This window comes from Microvenator marinus (genome assembly GCF_007993755.1).
Lineage (GTDB): Bacteria > Myxococcota_A > Bradymonadia > Bradymonadales > Bradymonadaceae > Allomicrovenator > Allomicrovenator marinus.
This window is the reverse complement of record NZ_CP042467.1, coordinates 4,345,341-4,365,115: the sequence shown is the minus strand read 5'-3', so window position 1 is coordinate 4,365,115 and position 19,775 is coordinate 4,345,341. Positions and strand designations below refer to the sequence as shown.

Below are 19,775 nucleotides of genomic sequence, written 5' to 3'. Positions count from 1 at the left end.
TCCTTGGCTCTTTGCACCGGAGCCTAGTGCCACCCACGATATGGCGTCAACCCTACTGAAGCTCGTCGAGAGTCTCGGACTCAAAATCGTAACTACGCTTCTGGCGCGATGCAGGCTGTGGACGGGACTCGAGTTCTTGTTCGATTTCAACTCGTGAAGAGCGAATTCGGTCCGTTTGGTAGGTCGGAAAATTGGTCTCGATATTTCGATAGGTCTCCAACGCTTGTTGGAACATGCCCATTTGCCTGTAGGCTTGCGCACGCAACTCTAGCGCACGCGCCTTCTGAACCGCGGGTGCCGACGACGTAGCCACCGTCTGGGATTCCGAGATCACTCGGCGCCAGTCCCTGGACCTAAACGCAGCTTCGACTGCATCGATCGTACCGCCTGGTGCGCTCTCTGCTTTGCCCTTCTCTTTCACTCCGAATTCCAACGCATCGTCCATCTTGCTCTCGCCAGAAACCGGCATGGGCGCTGCCTCAGCGGGCTCGGCGCTGCTAGGCGCTGCTGCACGATTCCCCATCGACTCTGCCTTCACGAGGCTATCGTCAAAATCGTAGAACTTTGATTTCGGCGCTGCCTTTTTGGAAGGTTCCTCCGCGGGTCCGGCGCTTCGTGTCGAAGGCGCTGCCTTTGTCGGCCGCTTCGCTGCAACGCGCCTCTGAGGTTCGGGCTTAGCGTCAGAACGTCCGGTTTCCTCGCGCGCCAAAAGCGCCGAATCTTTCTTCATTTCTGGTTCAATCGAAGGCTCAGCGGCTCGAGCCTCCCGCTCCTCAACGGGCGCAGCAAACCCCTCCGCTGCTTCTTCCTCAGCCTCCCCCGGAGCAGGAGCCGCTTCCTCAGGCGCGTCAAACGCAGGGGCAGCAGCAGCTACTTCGTCTTTACCCATTGGAATGCCAGCCTCTTCAAAGGCAGGCTCCATACTCATCTGAGGCGAATCGAGATTCATATAACGAAGCGAAAATGCGCCCACCAAGAGAATGGTAGCCACAAGACCGATCTGTGCCCCCTGTCCCGACGCAAGCTTCGCCCAGAACCCGCGCTTGTCCACGCCTGGCGGGCGCCTCGGGGAATCATCCGTCGCTTGAACTTCCACTTGTTTGGCTAACTCGTCACGCGCCGCAGCCATCACCGCTGCGCGCACAGACGGATTGGGCGTATGCACGTGGAACTGCTCCCCGAGTGACTCCCTGAACTCCCGCCACCCCTCAAGCTCAGCCGCGAGCTCAGGGCTCAACGACTTCGCCTCCTCGGCGTCTGGGTCCAGCTCCTCGTACAAGGCGTCGAGGAGTATGTCATCCGGCTCGATAGCCATCTTCTTTCTCCTGTGGAACTTCCTCGGTTCCACATTGTCCCATAACTGAAGGGACGGGTTTATAACCAACGTGCGGACTATTTCCTTCCGCTCGACCGAGTTTCGGCCTCTTCCCTATCTAACGTACCAACCGAAGTCTGGATCTCCAAAACTCTCGATTTTTCTCCAAGCAGCACCATTCCTAGCCGCCCGGCGAGTTCACCTTTACGTCTTCATCGTCAAAACTATGCTCCGCATATTCGGTAAGATGCCCTCTCAAAGCCTCGAGCGCATAACGCATTCGGCTTTTCACGGTGGGCACCGGAATCCCCAGAATCTCGGAAATCTCTCGAAACTTAAGATCTGAGACCTCACGCATCAGAAACACTTCGCGCTGCTCTTCTGGAAGTTTCTCCAAGGCTTCTTCCAGCTTTGAAAGAAAGACCGCTCGATCATGTTCCGTAGCCGCCTGATTACTTTCGTCCACCACGCGATCCAGATGCGTATCTTTCTCCGAATCGCCGATCGTCTGGTCGAGCGAGAGCTCCTTTCCACTCTTCTTTCTCGCGCGATCGATACACAGGTTGCGCGCGATCGTATAAATCCACGTCGAGAATTTGGCTGTCTGCTGGTACTTCGATGCGCTCTTGATGACCCGAATGAAGACCTCTTGAAGCATCTCCTCGGCCAGGTCGGCGCGCTTGACGCTGCGAACAATGAAGTTGAAGAGCGGCTTTTCATACCGCTTCACCAAGACCTCAAACGCCTCTACTTTTCCTCCCGCGTACGCAATCATAAGCTCTTCGTCGCTCAACTCCTCGATGGGAGTCTCAGCCTTTGGCGACGCAAAGAGGCTTTTGATGATCGAGAGAATCATACACTCTCAGGGGCCAGTTTAGGTTAAAGCGCGGCTGAGGCTTGTTTCGCAAGATCGCCCAGAGTGGTCTTGACGCCATCCCATGGTGCAATCGCGGTCCGGTCTTTCGTCATGCCGTCGATCTTGGCTTTCAACTCACTCACTTTCGCGATCTCAGCACACCTGAGCGCCACCATTCGAGTTGGCCAGCGCTCCGAATCAAGCCCGCGCTCCAGCACATCCGCAATGGTCGTCACGTTGAGTTCCTTCATCTCTGTACTCACAAAATTACAGAAAATCTCGGTCTCCTCATTCAGGTCTTCATTGGCGTAGACGCCGGTCTCAAGCGGCAGAGCGTTTGCAGCTACCAAAATACCGGCCTTCCCGCGAATCTCGATCAGACGTTGGGCCGATACCCAACGCAAAAGCCCCTCCTGGGTGCCAACGAGGTCCGTGAAGATCCCTGTGGCCCGCTCGCCCTGCGCTCGCACAATGGCGTCCATAAAACCATCTTTGGTCTTCGCCGGAACGTTCGGATCCTTGATGGCCTTCGTAAGGTAAGGAACCACAGCCGAAGAGCCATTCTTGAGCAAAGCGATCTCTAGTTCGCCCGAAACATCCGGATGGGCAGCTTCGGCGCGCTCCAAGAGGACCTTCCCAAGCTCTTCTTTGATCTTCTCGTCTTCGGTGTGCTGGTAAATGCTGTCTTGCACGGTCGCCGGACGCGTCGTCTCTTTGAGCCAGCCGACAGCCGACTCCAGACCCTTAGGACCGGTATAAGGCAAAAGTTGGCCCACAGTCGTACCACCAAGCTGTGTCCTCAAGTCTTGGTCCGCTGAAATCCATTCGGCAAGTATGGCTTCAATACGCTCTTTGGAGGCGCCCTCAGCGTGAGGATGAAGGTAGAATGCGGCATCTTTGGCAACCACCGTCTTCGAATCGCCAACAGCGACCTGCCCACCTTTTTCTTTGGTCGCCTCATCGAGCTTTGGCTGATCTTGAGCCTTCCACATCTCCTCGATTGTCACCATCGCACCATCGACCAAAGCCTTCTTAGTCGCAGGATCGGTCACGGCCTCCATCATCGGAGTCAAGGTATGAAGCTGGCGTTCTTCGAGAAGGATTTGAACCGCACGGACGCGAACATCCATGGGCTCTTCAGGGCTCTTGGCCCATGCCTCGATTTTCTCATAACCACCTTCCGCATCGCGCCAGACCTCAAGGTCTTCAGGCTTTCTGGAGCAGCCGACGGCAAGCGACATCACTATCAAGATCACAAGCAAACGCTTCATTTCCAATCCTCTCTGACCAGTTAAAGCCAAGAATATCAGTGCGGGAGGCCCAAACTGTCAAGGAACGGGATGGATTCGGGCCATTTTTGCTCAAAAGAGCTTCGCCCAGAGGACCCGCGCGTGAAGGCCAAGCTCGGTGGTATAGCCCACGACGGAGCCTGAAACTGCACCGGTCTCGTCCAAGATATACACGGTGGGAAACGCGTTGATGCGGTAGTCCCTACCCGTAGAATCTTCGCCAAAGACCACGGGCTGAGGCATTCCGTGGCCTGAGGCGAAGTCCATGACTTCCTGAGTGTTCTTGTACGAAAGCCCTACCGAGACCACGTTGAGCTTTGCGCCCCATCTGGATTTGACGTCCTGAACGTTATGAGCGTTTGCTTTACACACGCCACACCAGGGGGCCCAAAAATAGAGGAGCGTCACTTCCCCCTTCAGGCTTTCAGTGCTGACCCGTTGCCCTTCGGTGCTCACCAGATCAAACGCGGGCGCTGGCTCACCGCTGCCCACAAGGGCGCGGGTCTGCCACCACATCACCCCAAAGAAGATGACGAGGAAAAGAACGACCTCCCCACCATACTTTTTGATGAAACGGGTCTTGCCCGCCTTGGGCTCCATCATCAGGTCTCGATCAACCCGACTCGCCCGTCTCGTCGCTTAAAGACAACGTTAATCGCGTTCGTTTCCGCGTTCGTGAACACGTAGAACTCTCGATCCTCAAGGATATCGAGCTGCACAATCGCGTCCTCAACAGTCATCGACTTCGCCGTGAATTCCTTCTGGCGGAAAACGCGAGTCTCATTGGCCTCGATCACCGGAGGAGTCTCGGTCTCCTCAACGTAGGTGTTCAAGACGGCCAGTGAATCGTCCACCTCGGGATCGTCATCCACGTCAACCGGAGAAATCACACCCATCTTGAATCTACGCGCCTCACCATTCGATGGCTTGTGGTCGCGGATCCGATCCTTGTGTCGACGAAGTTGCTTCTCGATCTTGTCCAATGCAAGGTCGATCGAGGAGTACATATCCTCACTTCGCTCCTGGCCTTTCACGGTCAGATTCTTGATGTTCAGCGTAAAGTCAGCGATGTGCCAATACTTCTGAACACTCATCACGACAGAAGCGTCCACGCTTCCGTGCACATATTTATCCACGATTTTTTCCAACTTATGCGTGGCGTAATCACGGAGTGCCGGAGAAGTATCCATCTGCCTGAATGCGACCTGTGTGTTCATGTAAGCTCCCTGGTTCCAGTAAATGGTCAATAGACCTGTTTGCGCTTCGCGCTCGAGAGTATGCCAAGACTCTCCCTGTATTTGGCAACCGTTCGACGGGCGATGTCAATTCCCTCTTTCCCCAAAATTTCCACAATTTTTGCGTCACTCAAGGGTTTGCGCCCGTCTTCATTCGAAATGATATCTTTGATTTTTGCCTTAACCGCCTGACTCGCAAGGTCTTCTCCGTCGAGGTTCGTAATCGACGAGTTGAAGAAGTATTTGAGCTCAAACGTGCCCCGAGGTGTGTGTACGTACTTATTCGTGGTGACACGGCTCACGGTCGATTCGTGCATCTCGATATCGTCCGCCACGTCGCGCAAGACCAAAGGCTTCAGGTGTTCAACCCCTTTGTCGAAGAAGTCCTTCTGAAACTTGATGATGCTCTCGGTGACTTTCATGATGGTGTTCTGACGCTGATGAATACTGCGGATCAACCACATCGCTCCTCGGAGCTTGTCTTGAATGTAATCCTTGACTTCATCTTGTCCACCTGATGCCTTCTTTTTCGCCAACTCACGCTTGTAATAGCCTGAAATCTTTAGTTTCGGCATTCCGTCATCATTGAGGATCGGCACGTAGTCGTCACCCACTTTACGAATGTAGATATCGGGGGTGATATAATCTGCGCTCGAATCCATAAAGGCGCGCCCTGGCTTGGGCTCAAGCATTGAGATGGCGCGGGCGGCGTCGATGACCTCGTCTTCATCGGCGTCTACAGCCTTTGCGATCTTCGCAAAACTCTTGCGCTCGAGGTTAGGAATATGATCCCTGATCATCTCTTCGATAAGTGTATCCCTTGGGTAGAGGACGGCGGCCTGTATCAAAAGACACTCGCGCAGATCCCGAGCGGCAACGCCCAAAGGATCAAACTCATGTTGAATAATGCCCAGCACAAACTCCACGTCTTCAACCGAGACTTCCGCGTCCTCAGCGATCTCCTCAACCGTTGAATTCCGCAGGTATCCAGCTTCGTCCAGATTTCCGATGATCAAGGTCGCGATGTATTCCTCGTCCTCGTTCATACCAGAGAGTCGAACCTGCTCCATCAAGTGGTCCACAAGGGACTCGCTCGTCGAGAGGGTCTGCTCAAGGCTACGCTCCTCGTTCATACCGAGGTAGGAGTTCCCCGGGGTTGGCGCCGAATAGTTCTCTAAATAACTCTCCCAATCGATCTTTTCTTTGACGTCTCTTTCTTCGGCACGTTCCTCGTTCTTTGCAGGTGACTCGAACTCCTCGGCACGCCGATCAAACTCGGTTCGATCGTCCCTCGAGTCTTGTGCGTCCTGAATCTCCTCAAGAACCGGGTTTTCAACCATCTCCTGGCGAACGGCGTTGATGAGCTCCATACGCGAAAGCTGTAAGAGCTTGATCGCTTGCTGAAGTTGCGGAGTCATCCGCAACTGCTGGCTCATCTTGACCTGTTGTCTTAATTCCATCGCCATCTTAGCTCTCCTTTTGAGCCTGAATTCCCAAACCCTCAAGCTTCACTGATTCGTCATCCAAACGAATACTCCCCTCGTTCGCACGAAAGATCGCGTCACCTCGCTGCAACCTCACACCCACCATCTTGCAATCTAGACCTTCGCATTGAATGCTTTTGGCCATCACGACGAGACCAAGAGTCTTTGAGGAAGGCAGTAGAATCACGTCTTGGCCGCTTAGAGACCGCTCCGAGCCTTCAATACCGTAGACCGTCCACTTGCCGAGCACGCGTCCGGCAGGCTTGGGCTCAGCAACCGTTACTTCATCTTCCGGCGCACTATCAGAGACCACCGATTCCGGAGCTGTTTCGGCATAAACGACACCGCTTATTCCAAGCGCCAAACCGAGCGGAACCCACGATAACCACGGGGTTTTTGAGGTTTTTGGTAAATCCTTCATACCCCTCGATGATACCCAAAGTTCACCCCACGCACAAGAGAATTGAATTTTTGGTACGAGATTTGCCTGCAAAAAAGGCCGCATCCCAAAATGGGGTGCGGCCTAACCTCTAAAGAATACTGCCTACCTCAAATTCTGCAAGCCAAAATCAAGGACTGAAATTCTCGCAGCGGTCTACCACAATGGCCTCTCCACCAAAGAATCCGCCGGGTTGGTACCAGATACACACCTCTTTTGCGGTGCCCGGAACCATATCGGCCTTCCACTCCATTTCCTTGAGATTGAAGAGTCCAACACCCCAGACATCCTTTAGGGCGTCGTCTTCGTCCTCGAAGAGAAGCCCGTCCAAGTCTCCATCCACATAGGCGTCCTCAACCATAGATTCTGTGATCGTTTGGGTGACATCGTTGAAGATCCACATGGCGTAGCACATGTCTTTGTCACCGGCTGGCTTCTTGTCCATCCAGCATTCAGCGATGGCGATCGATACCCAGAGCAGATCGTCGGTGGCGTCCGAACCCTCGATAGGATCTGAGGTCAGAATATCGAAGTTGGCCGCACACCAGCCTCCCGGCGCACATTGCTCAAGGCCCGAGCAGGCAGCATCGGCGTTTTGCACGTCCCAATAAGGGCATTCCGAACAATAGCCGCCTTCGTCATTACAATGCGCATAGTCTCCGGAACACGTGTTTACGGCGCAGAAATCGCCCGTACACACGTTATCCTCGCACACGAGACCGTTGACGCAATCGTCGGTCGTGGCACATGCCCCATCTTCGTTGGCCTTGCAGACCTTAGGGTCTTGAGTGAAGTCGCACGTCAATGACGAGCCCGCACATTCGTTGTTGTTTTCGCATTGAGCGCCAGCCCCACCCTGGCACGAGCCGTCCACACACACCTGCCCTTCGAGGCCACATTCGTCGGTTTCATCGTTGCAGTTATCGTCGATCTGGTTGCAGATCTCTGCCGCGCCAGGATTGATCGAAGCGTCATCATCATTACAGTCGATCTCATCACCGCCGGGACATCCTGTGGAGCCATCCGTTCCGTAGCCGTCGCCGTCTTCATCGAAACACCCTTCGGCACATTCGAGGTCCATATCGTCACAGTCTTCGTCTACGGAGTTCCCACAGGTTTCAGTAGCTCGGGGGTTCACGTCTGGATTGGAGTCATCGCAATCCGTTCCACCACACGCCTTATCGCGGAATCCATCGCCATCGGCATCGTCGCATTCCACCTCGCGCATCCCGTCCATCGAGTCGCAATTCTCATCGATACCATTGCCCGGAATCTCAGTAGCCCCAGCGTTGATATTCGCGTCAAAATCGTTGCAATCCGTGCCGTTGGGGCACGCCGAGGTACGCCCAAAATAACCATCCAAGTCGTTGTCCAAACAGGCATCCTCGGTGGGCATCGTTCCATTATTCGTATCTTGCCCAGGGCCAGAACCAGATTCCGCCTCCGCGCACCCGACGAGAAGCGCTAGAAGCGCTAACAATGAGTAAATCTTCATATCTCTCGAACCTTCTTAAATTAAACCGATTGAGTTCTTCATTAGTATCACGATCCGCCAATTCAAAGCCATATTTTGGCCCAACTAGCCGCGAAACCTCTCGATGAGGGCACGCGTGGACGCATCGTGTGGTCCCAACGGGGCGCCTTCGAGTTCTGGTAATATCTTAGAAGCCAGGACTTTCCCAAGCTGCACGCCCCACTGATCGAAGCTCCCGATATTCCAGATCACACCTTGAACAAAGACCATGTGTTCGTAGAGACTCACCAGCTTTCCGAGCGCCGCAGGCGTCAATTCATCGAGCAGTATCGTGGTCGACCCGCGATTTCCCTCAAAAACTCGGTGCGCCACCCACTGCCTCACACCTTCTTCTCTGACCTCGTCCTCGGTTTTCCCAAACGCCAAGGCCTCTGCCTGGGCGAGCATATTCGCCAAGAGTTGCGGATGGTGGTTCGAAAAATCGTGGGTGGGCTTGAGAAACCCGATGAAATCACACGGTATAAACTCCGTTCCTTGATGAATGAGCTGATAGAACGAGTGCTGGCCGTTTGTGCCCGGCTCCCCAAAAAAGACCGGACACGTCCGGTAATCCACGGCCTCGCCATCAAGGGTCACACGCTTGCCATTACTCTCCATCACCAATTGCTGAAGATACGCGGGAAAGCGCTTCAGATATTGTTCGTACGGCAAAATGGCTTGCGCTTTTGCATCCAGAAAATTGGTGTTCCAGATGCCGACCAACGCCATCAAAACAGGCAGGTTCTCCTCGAGTGGTGTTCTGCGAAAGTGAGTGTCCATCGCGTGGAAACCGCCGAGCATCTCGTCAAAATTCTCAGGACCAATCGCGATCATCGTGGACAACCCGATCGCCGACGTCATCGAATAACGCCCGCCGACCCAATCCCAGAACTCAAACATGTTTTCGGGGTCGATCCCGAAAGCCTCAACGCCCACACGATTGGTGGAAAGCGCGACAAAATGCTTGTCCACGGCGCTCTCGCCCAACGTCTGAACAAGCCATCGACGAGCAGACTGAGCGTTGGTCATCGTCTCCTGGGTCGTAAAGGTCTTGGAGGCTACGATAAAGAGCGTCTCTGCGGGGTCGAGGTCGTAGGTCGCCTCGTAAAAATCGGTCGCATCTACATTTGATACAAAGCGAAACGTGAGCTCTCGATCCGAGAAATGCTTGAGGGCTTCGTAGGCCATCACAGGGCCCAAATCCGAGCCGCCAATTCCGATATTCACCACATTCCGAATTGGTTTCCCGGTGTGCCCCTTCCACGCTCCGCTTCGGATCCGCCGCGAAAAATCCCGCATTCTCGCCAGGACCGCATGCACCCCAGGAATGACATTTTCTCCGTCCACTTCAATCACGGCATCTGAGGGAGCACGCAAGGCCACATGTAGGACGGCTCGTCCTTCCGTGGGATTGAGCTCGGCTCCAGAGAACATCGCCTCGATCTTGGCAGGCACGCTCATTTCGCGCGCCAGAGTTACGAGTAACCCGATGGTTTCCTCATTGAGTCTTTGTTTCGAGAAATCTGCGAACACGCCTTCGGCTTCAACACTTAAAGCCTTGGCACGCCCTTCGTTGGCAAAAAGCTCTCGAATCGAAGCGCTCTTCATCTGGTTTGCGTGTGATTCTAGGTCCTTCCACGCCTTCGTTTCGGTCAGTCTAATCACGATGAAACTCCATGTTCAATTCGATCTGCCATCGGTGTTCAGAAGCCACGTGCACTCACAACCAACGTATCCGTTCGCGCACGGCTTACACGTCTCAACGTAGGTTGCGCGCTGATCGCAACCTTTAACACCGCGCGTTCTGTCGTCAATTTCCACAATTTCCAGGGATGACTCCGGGCAATCCATATCAAAACTAGCCCTTTTCAGCAGCTTGTCCTTACTTGCCAATTGCGGGGTACACGCGAGACTCGCCGACACGAAAAACGCCAACATGAACCATTTCATCGCACTACCTCTATAACGTTGAAGACCTTGGGGTATCTGCTACACCCGTTCGAAAAGCGCAAGAGCGTTCACTCGCGACCCTTTGTCAAAAAATTGACACTTTTGATTGACAGACAAAAAACCGTCCCTACCTTGGACCTACTTCCAGTATTTCTAGTTTGGCAATTCGCCGAATTCTGGAGTGTTTCGAGCCGATCCAAATGCTTCGGCTCATCGAGGACAACCTATGTTGTGGACCATTGCAGTCATTCTTCTCGTACTCTGGGTACTCGGACTGGTATCATCGTATACCTTGAACGGGTTCATCCACCTCCTCCTTGTAGTCGCCGTGATCGTCGTACTCATCCGGGTCATTCAGGGACGAAAGCCTTTGTAATTCCGCCACATTGGGGGGGAAGGCTCTTTGCCGAATTCGTCCGACACACCGAAGTTGCCGCACCACATCGATGGTGTTATAACGCGCGCGGCCTCAAGAATTTATGGGAAACTCCGCAGGTTATTGAATGTCGGCTCAAAACTTTATTGGCCAGCGCCTCTTCGGAGACTACGAGATCACCAAACTCCTCGGCGAAGGAGGCATGGGCTCAGTCTATTTAGCCAAGAACCCGCTTATCGGTCACGATATCGCCGTCAAGTTTCTTCACGGCAGTGCCGCTCAGAGCTCTGAGATCCGCCAGCGATTCCAGCGCGAGGCTCAAGTCATCACCATGCTCTCGCACCCGAATATCGTACGCGTGCTGGTATTTGGACGGATTGAGCCACGTGGGAACGTCTCCGAGACGCTCTATATGGCGATGGAATTCGTCCGAGGCGGAACGCTTAGAGAGAAGCTTGCAAAGGGCCTGCTCGACGAGATCACGGTCATCAAGATTCTGAAGCAGTGTTGCTCAGCACTGGCCGAAGCCCACGACCTCAAGATCGTTCACCGAGACCTTAAGCCTGACAATATCCTGCTCATGGATTTCCGCGGCGAGGCGAATTTCGTCAAGGTTTTGGACTTCGGGATCGCGAAACTCGTGGACCAGGGAAGCCAAGAACATCAGCTCACGCAGGCCGGAATTGTGTACGGAACGCCGGAGTATCTCTCTCCGGAACAAGCTCAGGCGCAGCCGCTAGACCAACGCACCGACATCTACAGTCTCGGCGTGATCCTTTACGAAATGATGACAGGCAGAGTCCCGTTCCAGTCGAGCTCGGCGGTTCAAGTGCTCACGATGCACGTATTCAACCCGCCTACGCCCGCAGAACAAGTGGCTCCAAACCGCGTCAGTCCTACCATGGCCGCGATCATCAACAAGGCCATGGCCAAGGATCCAAAGCAGCGCTTTGGGGACGCGATGGAGCTCTTCCGAGCTCTCGATGCCCGCGAACGCGAGATTCTGGCCGAGGGCCGAGTGAGCGCATCAGCGGCCTATTACCCGGGCAATGAGCTCACCGGAATTTTTCAAGCCGTTCCCACCCAGGCGCCGCACGGCGTCGGAGTACAGCCTCAAGGGCAAGCGCAGCAGCAAGGCCCTTCAGCGAATTTCCCGCAAGCGGCACCGCCTCAGCAGATGCAACGTCCGGCTTCTTCAACGGTTGCGACCAGTGCGGCTACTCAGAAGAAGATCATGATCGCTGTGATCATCGCAGTATCGTTTGCCCTCGTTGCCGTACTTGTGGCTGTGGCTTTCTTCCTCGTTAAATAATACAGGGGTCCCGTGCTCTTCGATCTGGATAATATTCACAAGCATTACGGGGATTTTCATGCCCTTAAAGGCGTCACGCTACGCGTGCCCGAAGGCTCGGTTGGCCTCCTCGGCCCGAACGGTGCCGGAAAGTCCACGCTCATTAAGGCGCTCCTGGGACTTCTGGACTTCTCCAGTGGGTCGGCATCCGTGCTCGGCTGCCGACTTCCGGACGAGGCGCTAAAAGTTCGACAACTCGTTGGCTACATGCCGGAAAACGATTGTTACCTCCCCTATATGACGGCGGTTCAATACGTCTCATTTGGTGGAGAGCTGGCTGGCATGCCGCGTGCCGAGGCATTCCGCCGCGCTCACGAAGTCCTCTACTACGTTGGCCTTGGAGAGGCCCGCTACAGGCAGCTTAGCGGGTTCTCAACAGGTATGAAGCAGCGCGTTAAACTCGCCCAGGCTATCGTCCAGGGCCCTAAGCTGGTCTTCCTCGACGAGCCGACCAACGGACTTGACCCAAAAGGGCGAGATGAGATGCTCGAGCTGATTGAAGACGTCAAATCGCGCGGCGTGAACGTGGTGCTCTCGAGCCATCTCCTTCCCGATGTTGAGAGGGTTTGCGAATCCGTGATCATGCTCAATCAGGGAGAGGTCATCTTTCAGGGCGCTATCGACGAACTCAAGTCTGGCGGCGAAGCCATGATCGAGATCGAGACCAAAGACAAAAATGAGGCGCTCAAAGCCGTGCTCGAAGCCGAGGGAATCCGCGCTATCGTTGAAGGACTACGGCTCAAAGTCTACCTCCCAGAGGGGCACGAACGCACAAAAGTGCTTGAGCTCGCCGTTCAAAACGATATTCAAATCCGCCATTTTGTTCCTGGCGAACTCACCCTTGAGAACGCATTTCTCGGACTTCTGGAGGCGAACGCCTAATGGCTATCCACGACCAAAACTACACGCGTTACGACGGCGTGCTGCGGGAATCCGGCGCATGGTGGGTCATCGCCCGAACCTCGCTTCGTACATATCTGAGCTTCCTCAGGACCAAACTCATCTTGCTCGGTCTTTGGGCCGTGGGCCCCGGCATCGCCATTTTCCTCGTGATTTTGGAGTATGCCGTCAGTGGCCAGGTGGCAAAATTCACCGAGCCAGCTCCCCCGAGCGGAAACCATATCGTCTATTTCATCCAGGCCCAGGCATTTAGTCTCGCTGTACTCTATGCGGCGAGCGGATGTGGTGTGATTAGCGAGGACCTCAGGTACCGAACCTTTCAGCTATTCTTCAGTAAGCCCATCTCGAGGCCAGACTATGCGCTTGGGAAGTACCTCGGGCTCTTTCTGCTGGGCTCACTCGTCACGGTCATCCCTGCGTTGATCGTGGGAGGCTTGAGAATCGCTTTCTACCTTCAGAACGAGTTCTTAAAGGACGTGGTAGGGCAAATCGCCATCGGCATCGGGCTTTCATTTGCACTCAACGCCATCGTTACAGCAATCGTGGTTGGGCTGAGCTCCTTGACCCCGCGAACCGGCTACGTGGTGCTCTCGTGGATCGGCGTGGTCATCGTACCCTTGATCATGAGTGGTATCGTGGCGGTCGCCACTGGAGGTGCCGATTGGGCGCACCTCTGGAGCCTGACCGGCAATATTTTGGTGGCGTCCAAACATCTTCTCACAGAAGAGACGTTTGATGCCCCTATCTGGGTATCTTATGTGATTCCGGCCGTGGTTACCGGTCTAGGCATCGCCTCTATGGCTCGACGAATTTCCAAACTTGAGGGGGTCGCGTGAGCGAGAAAGAAAAGAACATCCCTCTGATCGGCTCAGGCGATCCCGTTATTGCCGTTCGGCGCGCAAGCCTTTGGTACGGACAAGTCATCGGCATCAACGATATCACCCTTGATATCGGAAGTGGCGTGATCGGCCTGCTCGGCCCCAATGGCGCCGGGAAGTCAACGTTTATGAAGGTTCTCACGGGCCAACTCCATCCCTCCACGGGCGGAGTTGCTATCCATGGCAAACTGGTTTGGAACAATCCTGAAATCATGAGCAAAGTAGGGTTTGTCCCTGAGCAGGATGCTTTCTATGAGGAAATGACAGGGCTGGAGTTCGTGACTTTCTTGACCCAGCTCCAGGGGTTCAGCAAGGAGAAAGCGGCCGAGCTCGCCAAAGATGCGATCGCTGAAGTCAGTCTAACCAAAGAGCAAGATCGACCGATTCACACGTACTCCAAGGGTATGCGTCAACGTATCAAGATCGCTCAGGCCTTGGCCCATAAACCGCAGATCCTCTTCATGGACGAGCCGCTCACAGGAACCGATCCAGTGGGTAGACGCCATATCATCGAGCTGATCAAGAAGGTGGGAGAGCAAGGCAGCACGGTCATCGTCTCTAGCCATATCCTTCATGAGGTCGAGCAGATGACCTCAAACATCCTGCTCATCAACAAGGGCCGAGTTATCGCGGATGGAAACGTCTACCGTATTCGCGAAATGATCGATGAGCATCCTCACACGATCTTCATTGAAGCGGACAAGAATCGAGAGTTCGCGGCCCTTCTTTCCAAGTTTGATGATGTGGTGGAAATCCGTTTCCTTGAACGCGGATTTCAAATCGCCACGCGAAATCCGGACGCATGTTACGACCGCATTCCGCGCATGGCTCTTGAGCACAAAATCGAACTCAAACAATACGCCTCTCAGGACAATAACCTGATGGCTGTCTTCAACTACCTGGTGCGTTGACCATGGCAACTCAAGATCGAAATCTGGGCGTTGCCCACCTGCTCATGACCCTGATTGGCGTGCAGCTCAAAATGAGTTTTCGAGCACGAAAGACATGGGCACTCGCCGTGGTCCAACTCCTGCCCGTCATCGGCGCCTTCATCTACGTGATTTTTGAGAACGTGGATGGGATGACCATGTTCACGGGCATCACCGAGAAGGTCACGCTGACGTTCCTCGTCCCACTCGCCGCGATCTTCTTTGGAGGTCCAGCCATTGTCGACGAGATGGAAGGACGAACCCTGACGTACCTGACTCTTCGACCCTTGCCCAAACCAATGATTCTGATTGGCAAAGTGGCGGCGGGTTCGATCATCGCGTGTGTTCTCACGATCATCCCTGTCGTGGCCTTATTCGGGATCTGTGCGACTCAAGCCGACCCTGCCGAATTGATGGGTGCGTTCGGAAAAGCAGCGGGCGCCGTGGTCATCGGTACGATCGCCTATACAACGATTTTTGCGGCACTCGGCGCTGCCTTTGCGTCCACATTGCTCGCAAGTATCGTGTACTTCGTAGTCTTCGAGATGGTGCTCGCCACGCTCCCTATCCTTGAACTTCTGAGCGTGCGCTACTATATGCGAACATTCGGCGGCTTCAGCGCCACCGATAGACTCGGCATGCTCGACAGTCTCGTTCTGCAGGAGCCCATCGTCTTTGACTGGTGGATCGGCGGTTTGGTGCTCGTCGGGCTTTCGGTAGCCGCGCTGATCGCGGGTGCCTCGATCTTCGCCAATCGCCAATACCACGTCTGAGAGACCTCCATGAACATCACCAAATCCACTGAAAGTTTCCCTGAGATCGTCACCGACCTACTCGTCGTCCCTGTCGGATCCGACCTCAAGAGCAAAACCCTCGACCAAATCAAGGAGTCGAGCGGCCAAGACGTGCTGGAGCTCGCCAAACAAGAGCGATTCAAAGGCAAAGCTGGCCAATCCTTCTTGATGCGCGGACTTCAGGGACTCCAAGCCCCGAGACTGCTCCTCGTTGGCCTCGGGGATGGAAACGGCGAACTCGACGATGTTCTGCTCGCTGGCGCTACCGCCGCGCGCAAAGCAAAGGAAATTTTCGCTCTGCGACTCAGCGTTTTGGCCGCTGGCTTCGACACCCACACCGTTGAACATCTGGCTATCGGAACACGGCTCGGCGCCTACATCTTCGACCGACACATCTCCAAATCTGAGGATTCTTTCCCAGGGTTTGAAGGGATCAGTTTCCAAGGCGATTTTGATAATGCCGTGCTTGAAAGGGCCAATCATATCGCGGACGGAATCATCATCGCGAGAGACCTCTTCAACGAGACTCCAAATATCCTCACACCGGCAGTCATGGCGGACAAGGCGCGAACTATCGCCACGTCCTTCGGGCTCGACTGTACGATCTTTGACGAAACCGAACTGGTCAAACGCGGGTTCAACCTGATTACCGCTGTGGGCCAAGGCAGTGAGAATCCACCGCGACTCATCCACCTCACGTACAAGCCGGCCGGCGAGGTCAAGAAGCGCTTGGCTTTTGTGGGTAAAGGGGTGACGTTTGATACGGGTGGATACAACCTGAAGCCGGGTAACTCCATGCTTGGTATGCACGGAGATATGGGCGGAGCTGCTGCCGTGCTCGGCGCGGCGCATGCCATTGGGCAGCTCAAGCCCGAAGGAGTTGAAATCCACTTTGTGGTTCCTACCGCTGAAAACTCCATCAGCGGACGCGCAATGCGACCTCAGGACATCATCAAGGGATACGGCGGCAAAACGGTTGAGATTCATAATACGGACGCTGAGGGCCGACTCATCCTCGCTGACGCTCTCGCGTATATCCAAGAGTTCAAGCCTGACACCATCATCGACCTTGCGACTTTGACAGGCGCTTGTGTGGTGGCCCTTGGCGAATACACCGCCGGACTCTTTACGAACGACGAGGAGCTCGCGTCATCGATCCTAAACGCTGGCGCAACCTCGGGCGAACATTTTTGGCGCATGCCGCTGACGAAGAAGCTCGCAAAGGGGCTCGACACCCACACCGCCGATATGAAAAATATCGGTCCTCGGTGGGGCGGTGCGATTACTGCCGCGCTTTTCCTCAAGAATTTCGTCAACATGGACTCTTGGGCGCATCTCGACATTGCTGGACCCGCATGGGCGGAGGCAGAGACCCCACTGAGCCCCCCAGGTGGCACGGGGTTTGGCGTGGCAACGCTCGTGAACCTCGTCAAAGGCGCCTAGGGCTCGTCCGCCACGGGTCTCACAACGATGTACCTTTGACAATTTGAAGGTCCCGTGATTAAAAAGGCTGATTCATTCTTCGGATAAATCTATCCACCGCCGTGAGTTGGAGCGTTTATGGCTCGATTGAGAGTGGGAATTGTCGGAGCTGGTAGCATCGCAGACCTTCATGCGAAGGGATACGAACATGATAACCGCGCTGAAATCGTCGCAGTTTGCGAACGTGATGAAGACCTAGCCATCCGGCGTGCGCTGGATTGGGGTGCTCGAAACTATTACACGAGTTTCGAGGAGATGCTTCAGAACCCCAACATTGATGCCATCGAGATCATCACGCCAAATCATCTGCACGCTCGGCAAGCCATCGCGGCCCTTCGCGCAGGCAAGCACGTCTCGGTAGAGCGCCCGATTGCCACCACGATTGAAGAAGCCGATGCCGTCATTGCAGCTGCTCAACAATCAGGCAAAATCCTTCAGGTGTTTGAGCCTTGTCTCTTCTACAAGCCGCTCCTCGATGCCAGAAATCTCATCGATGCCAACGAGATTGGAAAGCCCACAAGCTTAAGAATTGGCGCCACCATCGGTAAATCCGTTAGTGGTACCTGGTCGTTCGACGCCAAGGATGCCGACGCGTGGAGATTCAATCCAGAATTGGTTGGTGGCTCGCCGATGCTCTACGATATTGGCTATCAATCCATCTGTATTTCGCTCTTCTTGATCGGCTCGATTGAGAAAATCGACGTCTGGCAAGGCCATACCAAGATCAACGAGCAGTTCACCCTGGATGCGCCGACCGTGGCCATGTGGAAGCACTTCCAACAAGAATGCTTCGGCACCCTCAACTACGTCTATGCGCCTGAACGCAAGATGCGAACGCCGTATCACCCGATCGAATTCCGAATCACGATCACCGGAACACGCGGGGAGATCGATATCATTCGGAATTCCGACCCCACACAAATGGAGGCCCCGGTCGAACTTCGCCGCGACTCCCGAAAAGTGTTTTACGGCCAAAAGAATACCGCCTTCGAGGACTCCTTCCATCGCGCGACACGCAACTTTGTAAGCGCATGCCTTGGAGAAGAAGAGCCTTTGCTCAAGGGCGCAGAAGCCAAACAGCTACTTATTCTCACGCTCGCTTATCAAGAGGCATTTAGGCGCGGGAGAACCGTTTCGCTGCAGCAAGGTTAAGTTATGAGACTCCTCGGATTACTTCTGGTTATTGGACTCAGTGCATGCTCCTTTGATGCGGGTGATAGCCCTGTGGAGGGTACTCCCTGGGATCTCGAAGACTTGGGCAATGGTGATCAAACCCCTGGCACAGACGCCACGAACAATTCTCAGAATAATCCTGATCCCACAAACAACCCGGACCCGACCAACAACCCGGACCCGACCAACAACCCGGACCCGGTAAATAACCCTGATCCCACAAACAATCCGGACCCGACCAACAATCAAACGCCCGATGCCGGTACCGACATGGCCTCGGATATGTCTACGCCAGATATGGCGCCCGACATGCCCGCACCGGATATGCCAGCCAACTCTGCGTGTATGACCAACGCTGATTGTTCAGGCACGCAAGTGTGTTGTGTGGACCTTACCGGCTCTGCAATTTGCCAGGACGATTGCCTCTTCGGCGGCCTTTGCGGCTCGGATGCTGATTGCTCTGGAAATGATGAGTGTTGTGACCTTTCTAGCATCGGCCTGCAGCAACAAGTTTGCGCTCCAACATGCGGTGGCGGCAACGGCGGTCAAGGATGTACGGTCACAAGCGATTGCCCAGGAGCTCAGGTCTGCTGCCCTGGACTCGGCGGTCAAAGTACCTGCCAACAACAATGTTTGACGGGCGGATCGTGCAACACAGCGGCCGATTGTAAGAACGGCCAAGATTGCTGCGACCTTCGTTTTGGGTCGGACCAGTGTTTGAATCAATGTTCCTTCTGATGCCGCGTTGAGCCTGCTTCGATTACGAGCCACAGGTGCTAAAAGACATTCCATCCAAGATTTCTAGCTCGCCGGGCAAATACGCCGTCATGCTTAATGCGCGCGCGAAACGCTGGACCGGCACGCTTCATGCCGAGATCTCGCGCTGGGTCCCCGCACAAGACCTCTTTCTGACGGAGGACTTCAGACAAGCCGAAAGAACCGTGGATAGGCTTATCCGCGAAGGCTACCAGACCATCTTCACTGCCGGTGGCGACGGCACCATCATGTACCTCTTGAATGCCATCGAGAATCGGATTCGAAGCGGACAAGTAGAACGCTCAGAAGCACCCAAAGTTGGCGTGCTTAAGATGGGCACCGGCAATGCGATAGCGTCCTATCTCGGCAGTGGCGACATCATATCGGACCTGAGGAGGCTCCGCGCTGGCGCGCCACTTATCACCTACGAAGTCGGGATGATCGAAGGCATCGAAGGGCTCTATCCCTTTGCAGGGTTTGGCCTAGACGCACTCATCCTCAATGATTACGACGCCATAAAAGAAATGGTTCAGGGACGCGCCCTTGAGAATTACGTGACGGGATTAAGCGGCTATGCGCTAGCCGTTGGCACGCGTTCTATCCCTACCGCTCTTCGGCAAAAGGAAGTCCCGGTCGAGTTCGTAAACAACAAGGAGGCCTTTCAGATCGACGCAAATGGAAATGTCCTCAGGGAGTTCAAGGCTGGCGAGACCATCTTTGAAGGTCGCGTAAAGATCTTTGGCGTGGGCTCGATCGGCAATTGGGGCTTTGATTTACAGATGTTCCCTCAGTGTCACTTCAAACCTGGTTTCTTCCAACTGCGCACCTTCGACGGCTCTATCTTATGGATTCTCAAGAACCTGAATCGGTTTTGGAAAGGTGAGCTCCAAGAGGGCCACCACTGGGATTTCATCTGCAATGACGTCACCTGCACCATTCTGGAAGGCTCTCTTCCGTACCAGGTGGCGGGAGATGCCCAGGGCTATCAACGTGGAGCGCACTGGAAGTCCCCGGAGTTTCCAGTTCAATTAGCGGTAGCGTATCAGGATTGATGC

Annotated in this window: 19 protein-coding genes; 10 read left to right on the top strand and 9 right to left on the bottom strand. The window is 54.6% G+C overall.

Annotation, left to right across the window (positions count from 1 at the left end; all coding sequences use genetic code 11):
• Positions 1 to 52: 52 nt before the first annotated feature.
• The 9 genes from FRD01_RS17980 to pgi form a co-directional block, all read right to left on the bottom strand.
• On the bottom strand, positions 53 to 1,315 hold the full coding sequence (locus tag FRD01_RS17980) for a hypothetical protein (protein ID WP_146962102.1): 1,263 nt from the start codon (positions 1,313 to 1,315) through the stop codon (positions 53 to 55).
• 181 nt (positions 1,316 to 1,496) lie between these two features.
• Positions 1,497 to 2,171 carry an RNA polymerase sigma factor gene (locus tag FRD01_RS17975; RefSeq protein ID WP_146962100.1) on the bottom strand — a complete coding sequence of 225 codons (675 nt, stop codon included), beginning with the start codon at positions 2,169 to 2,171 and terminating at the stop codon, positions 1,497 to 1,499.
• Between the two features lie 23 nt (positions 2,172 to 2,194).
• Positions 2,195 to 3,442, bottom strand: coding sequence for a hypothetical protein (locus FRD01_RS17970; RefSeq protein ID WP_146962098.1), 1,248 nt, complete (start codon positions 3,440 to 3,442; stop codon positions 2,195 to 2,197).
• A 90-nt stretch (positions 3,443 to 3,532) separates the two neighbouring features.
• On the bottom strand, positions 3,533 to 4,063 hold the full coding sequence (locus FRD01_RS17965; RefSeq protein ID WP_146962096.1) for a TlpA family protein disulfide reductase: 531 nt from the start codon (positions 4,061 to 4,063) through the stop codon (positions 3,533 to 3,535).
• The gene (gene hpf, locus FRD01_RS17960; protein WP_146962095.1) at positions 4,063 to 4,677 is read right to left on the bottom strand and encodes a ribosome hibernation-promoting factor, HPF/YfiA family; all 615 of its coding nucleotides are present in this window, start codon (positions 4,675 to 4,677) and stop codon (positions 4,063 to 4,065) included. Before hpf ends, FRD01_RS17965 begins: the two co-directional genes overlap by 1 nt.
• A 26-nt stretch (positions 4,678 to 4,703) precedes the next feature.
• A complete protein-coding gene (gene rpoN, locus FRD01_RS17955; RefSeq protein ID WP_146962093.1) occupies positions 4,704 to 6,161 on the bottom strand; it encodes an RNA polymerase factor sigma-54 in 1,458 nt (485 codons plus the stop codon).
• A 1-nt stretch (position 6,162) separates the two neighbouring features.
• The gene (locus FRD01_RS17950; protein ID WP_146962091.1) at positions 6,163 to 6,600 is read right to left on the bottom strand and encodes a hypothetical protein; all 438 of its coding nucleotides are present in this window, start codon (positions 6,598 to 6,600) and stop codon (positions 6,163 to 6,165) included.
• 148 nt (positions 6,601 to 6,748) lie between these two features.
• Positions 6,749 to 8,113 (bottom strand): putative metal-binding motif-containing protein, encoded by a 1,365-nt coding sequence (locus tag FRD01_RS17945; protein ID WP_146962089.1) that lies wholly within the window; start codon positions 8,111 to 8,113, stop codon positions 6,749 to 6,751.
• A gap of 84 nt (positions 8,114 to 8,197) precedes the next feature.
• Positions 8,198 to 9,796: a glucose-6-phosphate isomerase gene (gene pgi / locus FRD01_RS17940; protein WP_249755721.1), complete on the bottom strand. Its 1,599-nt coding sequence runs from the start codon at positions 9,794 to 9,796 to the stop codon at positions 8,198 to 8,200.
• 511 nt (positions 9,797 to 10,307) lie between these two features.
• Here pgi and FRD01_RS17935 point away from each other — a divergent pair.
• From FRD01_RS17935 to FRD01_RS17890, 10 genes are all read left to right on the top strand, one after another.
• Positions 10,308 to 10,457 carry a lmo0937 family membrane protein gene (locus FRD01_RS17935; RefSeq protein WP_146962085.1) on the top strand — a complete coding sequence of 50 codons (150 nt, stop codon included), beginning with the start codon at positions 10,308 to 10,310 and terminating at the stop codon, positions 10,455 to 10,457.
• A 127-nt stretch (positions 10,458 to 10,584) separates the two neighbouring features.
• A complete protein-coding gene (locus FRD01_RS17930) occupies positions 10,585 to 11,769 on the top strand; it encodes a serine/threonine protein kinase (protein ID WP_146962083.1) in 1,185 nt (394 codons plus the stop codon).
• A gap of 12 nt (positions 11,770 to 11,781) precedes the next feature.
• Complete coding sequence (locus FRD01_RS17925; RefSeq protein WP_146962081.1) at positions 11,782 to 12,690, top strand: ABC transporter ATP-binding protein; 909 nt, start codon at positions 11,782 to 11,784, stop codon at positions 12,688 to 12,690.
• Entirely contained in the window at positions 12,690 to 13,544 is an 855-nt protein-coding gene (locus tag FRD01_RS17920; RefSeq protein ID WP_146962080.1) for an ABC transporter permease, read from the top strand. Before FRD01_RS17925 ends, FRD01_RS17920 begins: the two co-directional genes overlap by 1 nt.
• Positions 13,541 to 14,497, top strand: a complete 957-nt coding sequence (locus FRD01_RS17915; protein ID WP_146962078.1) for an ABC transporter ATP-binding protein — start codon at positions 13,541 to 13,543, stop codon at positions 14,495 to 14,497. Before FRD01_RS17920 ends, FRD01_RS17915 begins: the two co-directional genes overlap by 4 nt.
• Before the next feature lie 2 nt (positions 14,498 to 14,499).
• Positions 14,500 to 15,288, top strand: a complete 789-nt coding sequence (locus FRD01_RS17910; RefSeq protein WP_146962076.1) for an ABC transporter permease — start codon at positions 14,500 to 14,502, stop codon at positions 15,286 to 15,288.
• 9 nt (positions 15,289 to 15,297) lie between these two features.
• Positions 15,298 to 16,752, top strand: a complete 1,455-nt coding sequence (locus FRD01_RS17905) for a leucyl aminopeptidase (protein ID WP_146962074.1) — start codon at positions 15,298 to 15,300, stop codon at positions 16,750 to 16,752.
• Between the two features lie 117 nt (positions 16,753 to 16,869).
• Positions 16,870 to 17,943 carry a Gfo/Idh/MocA family protein gene (locus FRD01_RS17900; RefSeq protein ID WP_146962072.1) on the top strand — a complete coding sequence of 358 codons (1,074 nt, stop codon included), beginning with the start codon at positions 16,870 to 16,872 and terminating at the stop codon, positions 17,941 to 17,943.
• A 3-nt stretch (positions 17,944 to 17,946) separates the two neighbouring features.
• Positions 17,947 to 18,702 (top strand): hypothetical protein, encoded by a 756-nt coding sequence (locus FRD01_RS17895; RefSeq protein WP_146962071.1) that lies wholly within the window; start codon positions 17,947 to 17,949, stop codon positions 18,700 to 18,702.
• A gap of 35 nt (positions 18,703 to 18,737) precedes the next feature.
• Positions 18,738 to 19,772: a diacylglycerol/lipid kinase family protein gene (locus FRD01_RS17890; protein ID WP_146962069.1), complete on the top strand. Its 1,035-nt coding sequence runs from the start codon at positions 18,738 to 18,740 to the stop codon at positions 19,770 to 19,772.
• Positions 19,773 to 19,775 lie beyond the last annotated feature (3 nt).

Bases quoted from the DNA above. Each gene is read 5' to 3' on its own strand.
- FRD01_RS17980 (WP_146962102.1), bottom strand. From the start codon at position 1,315: ATGGCTATCGAGCCGGATGACATACTCCTCGACGCCTTGTACGAGGAG.
- FRD01_RS17975 (WP_146962100.1), bottom strand. From the start codon at position 2,171: ATGATTCTCTCGATCATCAAAAGCCTCTTTGCGTCGCCAAAGGCTGAG.
- FRD01_RS17970 (WP_146962098.1), bottom strand. From the start codon at position 3,442: ATGAAGCGTTTGCTTGTGATCTTGATAGTGATGTCGCTTGCCGTCGGC.
- FRD01_RS17965 (WP_146962096.1), bottom strand. From the start codon at position 4,063: ATGATGGAGCCCAAGGCGGGCAAGACCCGTTTCATCAAAAAGTATGGT.
- hpf (WP_146962095.1), bottom strand. From the start codon at position 4,677: ATGAACACACAGGTCGCATTCAGGCAGATGGATACTTCTCCGGCACTC.
- rpoN (WP_146962093.1), bottom strand. From the start codon at position 6,161: ATGGCGATGGAATTAAGACAACAGGTCAAGATGAGCCAGCAGTTGCGG.
- FRD01_RS17950 (WP_146962091.1), bottom strand. From the start codon at position 6,600: ATGAAGGATTTACCAAAAACCTCAAAAACCCCGTGGTTATCGTGGGTT.
- FRD01_RS17945 (WP_146962089.1), bottom strand. From the start codon at position 8,113: ATGAAGATTTACTCATTGTTAGCGCTTCTAGCGCTTCTCGTCGGGTGC.
- FRD01_RS17935 (WP_146962085.1), top strand. From the start codon at position 10,308: ATGTTGTGGACCATTGCAGTCATTCTTCTCGTACTCTGGGTACTCGGA.
- FRD01_RS17930 (WP_146962083.1), top strand. From the start codon at position 10,585: ATGTCGGCTCAAAACTTTATTGGCCAGCGCCTCTTCGGAGACTACGAG.
- FRD01_RS17920 (WP_146962080.1), top strand. From the start codon at position 12,690: ATGGCTATCCACGACCAAAACTACACGCGTTACGACGGCGTGCTGCGG.
- FRD01_RS17910 (WP_146962076.1), top strand. From the start codon at position 14,500: ATGGCAACTCAAGATCGAAATCTGGGCGTTGCCCACCTGCTCATGACC.
- FRD01_RS17905 (WP_146962074.1), top strand. From the start codon at position 15,298: ATGAACATCACCAAATCCACTGAAAGTTTCCCTGAGATCGTCACCGAC.
- FRD01_RS17900 (WP_146962072.1), top strand. From the start codon at position 16,870: ATGGCTCGATTGAGAGTGGGAATTGTCGGAGCTGGTAGCATCGCAGAC.
- FRD01_RS17895 (WP_146962071.1), top strand. From the start codon at position 17,947: ATGAGACTCCTCGGATTACTTCTGGTTATTGGACTCAGTGCATGCTCC.